4 protein-coding genes are annotated in these 5,002 nt (G+C 53.7%); 3 read left to right on the top strand and 1 reads right to left on the bottom strand.

Annotated elements, in window-relative coordinates; all coding sequences use genetic code 11:
• Positions 1–351 precede the first annotated feature (351 nt).
• Positions 352–510, bottom strand: coding sequence for a hypothetical protein (locus tag R6V78_RS07625; protein WP_410288743.1), 159 nt, complete (start codon positions 508–510; stop codon positions 352–354).
• A 483-nt stretch (positions 511–993) separates the two neighbouring features.
• Between R6V78_RS07625 and R6V78_RS07620 the strand changes: the two genes are divergently transcribed.
• The 3 genes from R6V78_RS07620 to hemB are packed head-to-tail and all read left to right on the top strand — an operon-like array spanning position 994 to position 4,996.
• The gene (locus R6V78_RS07620) at positions 994–2,781 is read left to right on the top strand and encodes an AAA family ATPase (protein WP_410288742.1); all 1,788 of its coding nucleotides are present in this window, start codon (positions 994–996) and stop codon (positions 2,779–2,781) included.
• Between the two features lie 6 nt (positions 2,782–2,787).
• A complete protein-coding gene (gene ahbC / locus R6V78_RS07615) occupies positions 2,788–3,975 on the top strand; it encodes a 12,18-didecarboxysiroheme deacetylase (protein WP_410288741.1) in 1,188 nt (395 codons plus the stop codon).
• A gap of 46 nt (positions 3,976–4,021) precedes the next feature.
• Complete coding sequence (hemB, locus tag R6V78_RS07610) at positions 4,022–4,996, top strand: porphobilinogen synthase (RefSeq protein ID WP_410288740.1); 975 nt, start codon at positions 4,022–4,024, stop codon at positions 4,994–4,996.
• The last annotated feature ends 6 nt before the right edge of the window (positions 4,997–5,002 follow it).

Here is a 5,002-nt window from a genome sequence, read left to right as displayed (position 1 = left end):
TGGGCATACAACACGGCCTTGCATCGACTGCACCGGGCTTTGCTTTTTTCCAGCAGCGGTTGCATGCGGTGCAAAAGGTCACATTCATGGCAGGCGATCAGGCGTTGCGTCATAGCCAAGGACACCTTCAGGTCATGATCGTGATTATCTCCCTGAAAGCAGACATACCCGAATAGAACCGCCCACAGACCGGCACACGGCGCCACTTCAGGAAGCCGCACTCGAATTACCCGTTAAATAGCACCATTTCCAAATCCATGCAACATGGCGGGTTGAAAGTGTAGCGGGCTTGAAAGGTCTTTGTAGCGGCCATATCCGCTGAACTTATATGATATCCAATTGAAATGCGTTTCAGGCAACCTGCAGATCGGGTTTTCCCTTGCGGCGACGAATGACCTTTACAACGGTGGGTGCTGTTTTTGCGTGAGAACCGGTATTCTGGTTCGCGTCGGTTTGCGTAAAGAGTTGGAAAAGCTTGGCTTCAATTTGTTTGCGTTTGTTCTCGTCCATCAATTTTTCTTCTTTTTCTTTCTTTTGGGTTGATCGGTTATGGATTTTCCCCGCAACGCGTAACCAGAAATGCCGCTTCCGGCAATTTCTGCAAAGATCAGTCCGCCCATGCGCGACGAAAAGCAATCCACATGTCGTTCAGGGATTTACATCTGCATTACGTTGATCAGGGAGGTAAACACCGCTTTACGTAGGAATTAACGCTCCTCCTGCCACAGGCAGGGCTTTCGCGTTGACGCATTAATTATAACAGATAAGCAGGCTTGGCAAGCGATAATTGACGAAAAATGAAAACGGTTGAATTTTTTCAGCCCGGAAACCACCCTGTCGTTTTGATGCAATGGTCAGGCATCGTAGCGTTGCCCGGTGAGCGCCTGGTTCGTCGTCCTTTGGACAGGGCTTGTTTCAATTCAACACCCCGATTTCCAGATACTTAATTAACTAAGTTGAATTTAGCCGCGCATGTGCTTATAGTCACGAATTATGAGAGAACATAACGAAAAAATACCCGACCCCAAAGAGCTCGAGAAAGAACTGGGCGATTTTTTGGCCAAAAAATTCGGCGGCAGCGTTAAACTGGCCACCCCCATCGTCATGCCCCAGGCGGCTAAAACCGATGAGGGAGAATCACCGCCGAAACCCCGGAAGACGATCAATTTCGAGCTTAAGCCGCAGGATCTGGTTGTCTACCTGGACCAGTACATTGTCAAACAGACGTCAGCCAAGGATACGCTGGCCACCAAGATCTGCACCCACTTCAACCGGATCAAGCATGTGCAAAGCGCCCCCGATGACTTCAGTGACATGGTCGGCGTCATCAAGAACAACGTTCTGATGCTCGGGCCCACCGGCGTGGGTAAAACCTACATGGTGCGGCTTATCGCCAAAAAAATCGGCGTACCCTTCGTCAAAGGCGATGCCACCAAGTTCAGTGAAACGGGATATGTGGGCGGCGACGTGGAGGATCTGGTTCGAGACCTGGTCAAAGAGGCCAATGGGGATATCGAGCTGGCCCAATATGGCATCATCTACATCGATGAGATCGATAAGATCGCCTCCAGCCATAATCTGATCGGGGCCGACGTTTCCCGGACCGGTGTCCAGCGGGCCCTGCTCAAACCCATGGAAGAGACCGACGTGGATATGAAAGTCCCCCATGACCCGGTATCCATGCTGCAGGAAATAGATCGTTTCCGGAAAACCGGGAAAAAAGAAAAGAGCAGCATCAACACCAAGCACATCCTGTTTATCATGAGCGGCGCTTTTTCCGGTCTTGAAACCATTATTTCCCGACGAATTGCCGACCAGAAGATCGGTTTCGGGGCCTCGATTTCTAACCCGTTACAGGACAGGGATATCCTCAACAAGGTAAAATCCGAGGATCTCGTTCAGTATGGGTTCGAATCGGAGTTCGTGGGACGGCTGCCCGTGCGAACGATATTTGAACATCTCTCCGAAGTGGATCTATTCGATATCCTTAAGAATCCCAACAACCCAATCATGCTGGGCAAAAAACTGGATTTCGCCGCCTATGGCATCGATGTCAAGTTTGAGACCGAAGCCCTTGAGGCGCTGGCCCGGCGGGCATATGGCGAAAACACCGGTGCACGCGGTCTGGTCAGTGCAGTGGAAGGCGCCCTGCTGGCTTTTGAGAAAGCCCTGCCCTCTTCCACGATCAAGCGGTTCGCCGTCACCCGTCAGGTGCTCGATTCACCGCGAGAGCACTTGAATGAACTGCTTGAGCGGCCCGAAGACGAAAAATTCAGACAGGCCTTTGACCAACTGGCAAAACAGGAATGTCAACGCATTATTAACTATGTCAGCTCGAACCGAAAAACATTCAGCGACAAATACGGCATCCAACTGACCGATATGCGCATTGAGCTGGCAGCCAAGGCCTATTGCCGCCGGGTGACCGACATCGAAAAAGTACTGAAAAAGGTCAAATCCTATTACGAAGAGACCAAAACCATTGAGCTTTACTTTATCAAAAATCATGGTATTAACATTGTCTTGGAAGAAGAAGCCATCGATTTTATCATCGGAGAATGTTTCCATGCCCAGCAAACGCCGGAAGCGTATTACCGCAAGCTGACCGCTGATTTTGAACATGGTCTGAAGCTGGTTCGTGAAAAGACAGGGCGGACCCGCTTTTTTATTACCCGGGAGGCCCTGGAAAAACCGGACAGCTACGTCGCTGAGCTCCTCAGGCAAAGCGGCCAAGACCACACCCACATGCCCCCGAAAACGGATAACCTGCTGGAAGGCTGAACCCATATGATCGGAATATCGAAGCTGTACTGCGGAACCGTCGAACCGTCTGACGCACTGCGCTATGGCCGGCATTCATCCACCCTGCCCTCACACCTGCTGCAGTTTTCCAAAGACAAACGACCGGTGGTGGTTTGGAATATAACCCGCAAATGCAATCTCAAGTGTGTGCATTGCTATGCCCAGGCCACGGAAGAAGCCCTTGCAGACGAGCTTTCCACCCAGGAAGGAAAAGCGCTGATCGACGATCTGGCCGAGTTCGGCGCCCCGGTGATGCTCTTTTCCGGCGGCGAGCCATTGGTCAGGAAGGATCTCCCCCAATTGGCCGCCTATGCCGTCGAACGAGGCATGCGGGCGGTAATTTCAACCAACGGCACCTTGATCACAACCGGTTTGGCCAAGACACTCAAATCCATCGGCCTGTCATATGTAGGCATCAGCCTGGACGGCATGCAGGGCACCAACGACAAGTTCAGGGGTGTTCCCGGCGCCTATGACAAGGCCCTGGAAGGCATCCGCAACTGCCAGGAGGCCGGCATCAAAGTGGGATTGCGTTTCACCGTCAACAAGTTCAATGTGGGGGACATCCCGGCCATTTTCGATCTGCTCGAAGAGATGGACATCCCCCGGGTCTGCTTCTACCACCTGGTCTACGCCGGCAGGGGGTCCAAGATGGTGGCGGAAGACCTTAGCCTGGAAGGCACCCGCCAGGCAGTTGACCTGATCATTGACCGCACCAGGGCGCTCCACGCCAAAGGCATCCCCAAGGAGGTGCTCACGGTGGACAACCACGCCGACGGCCCCTACCTCTACCTGCGGCTCCTCAAGGAAGACCCCCAAAGGGCCGCGGAGGTTCTCGAACTGCTCAAGATGAACGAGGGCAACAACTCGGGCCGGGGCATCGGCTGCGTCAGCTGGGATGGAGAGGTCTATGCGGACCAGTTCTGGCGCCACCACAGTTTTGGCAACGTCCGCCAGCGCCCGTTTTCCCAAATCTGGATCCAGCCCGAAGACGACCTGCTGCTGAAACTCAAAGAAAAAAAACTTCACGTTAAGGGTCGCTGTTCCACATGCACCTGGCTGGATGTCTGCGGCGGCAACTTCCGGGTGCGCGCAGAGGCGATTCACGATGACGTCTGGGCTCCGGACCCGGCCTGCTACCTCACCGACGAGGAAATTTCCCAGACCCTATGATCGCATGCTTGATCAATCCAACTTCCACCCATCACCAGGAGCCGATATGCTGTTCCCTGATTATCGCCCCCGCAGGATGCGCCAGAACACGGCATTTCGCAAAATGATCCGTGAGACGGTGCTTACCGTCAACGATTTCATCCTGCCGTTGTTTGCCATTGACGGAAAAGGCGTCAAAAATCCCATCGATGCGATGCCCGGTCAATACCATCTTTCCATCGACAATCTGGTCAATACGGCCCGGCAGGCATTTGATCTGGGCATCCCGGCGATTATTCTTTTCGGCATCCCAGCCAAAAAAGATCCCCTGGGCACCCAGGCCTATGCCAAAGACGGTATCGTCCAGCGGGCGGTCAAAACGGTCAAGGACAAGGTGCCGGATCTGGCGGTAATCACCGATGTCTGCCTGTGTCAGTATACCGACCATGGTCACTGTGGTTTTGTTGAGGGTCATCGCGTGGACAATGATGCTTCCCTGGACCTGCTTGCCCGGACGGCCCTGTCGCACGCCAGGGCCGGAGCGGATATGGTAGCCCCATCCGACATGATGGACGGCCGGGTTGCCGAAATCCGCAATCTGCTGGACGAACACGATTATTCCCAAATACCGATTATGTCCTACGCCGCCAAATACTGTTCATCCTATTATGGTCCGTTTCGGCAGGCCGCCCACAGCGCCCCTCAGTTCGGAGACCGACGCACCTACCAGATGGATCCGGCCAATTCCAGGGAGGCCATCCGCGAAGCCGCCATGGATGTGGAGGAAGGCGCCGACATCATCATGGTCAAACCGGCACTGGCATATCTGGACATCATATGCCGGCTTCGGGATGAAATAGATCTGCCCCTGGCGGCATACAATGTCAGCGGCGAGTTTTCCATGATCAAAGCGGCTGAAAAAATGGGCTGGATTGATGGTCAGAAGGTCATGATGGAAACCCTCACCGCCATCAAACGGGCCGGTGCCGACATGATCCTGACCTATTTTGCCATGGATGCAGCCGCGTTGATCAACGCGTAGTTTTTT

The organism is Desulfosarcina sp., assembly GCF_046496365.1.
In the GTDB taxonomy this organism is placed as follows: domain Bacteria; phylum Desulfobacterota; class Desulfobacteria; order Desulfobacterales; family Desulfosarcinaceae; genus Desulfosarcina.
The sequence above is the reverse complement of the archived record's forward strand: the minus strand, read 5'-3'. Positions and strand labels throughout refer to the sequence as shown.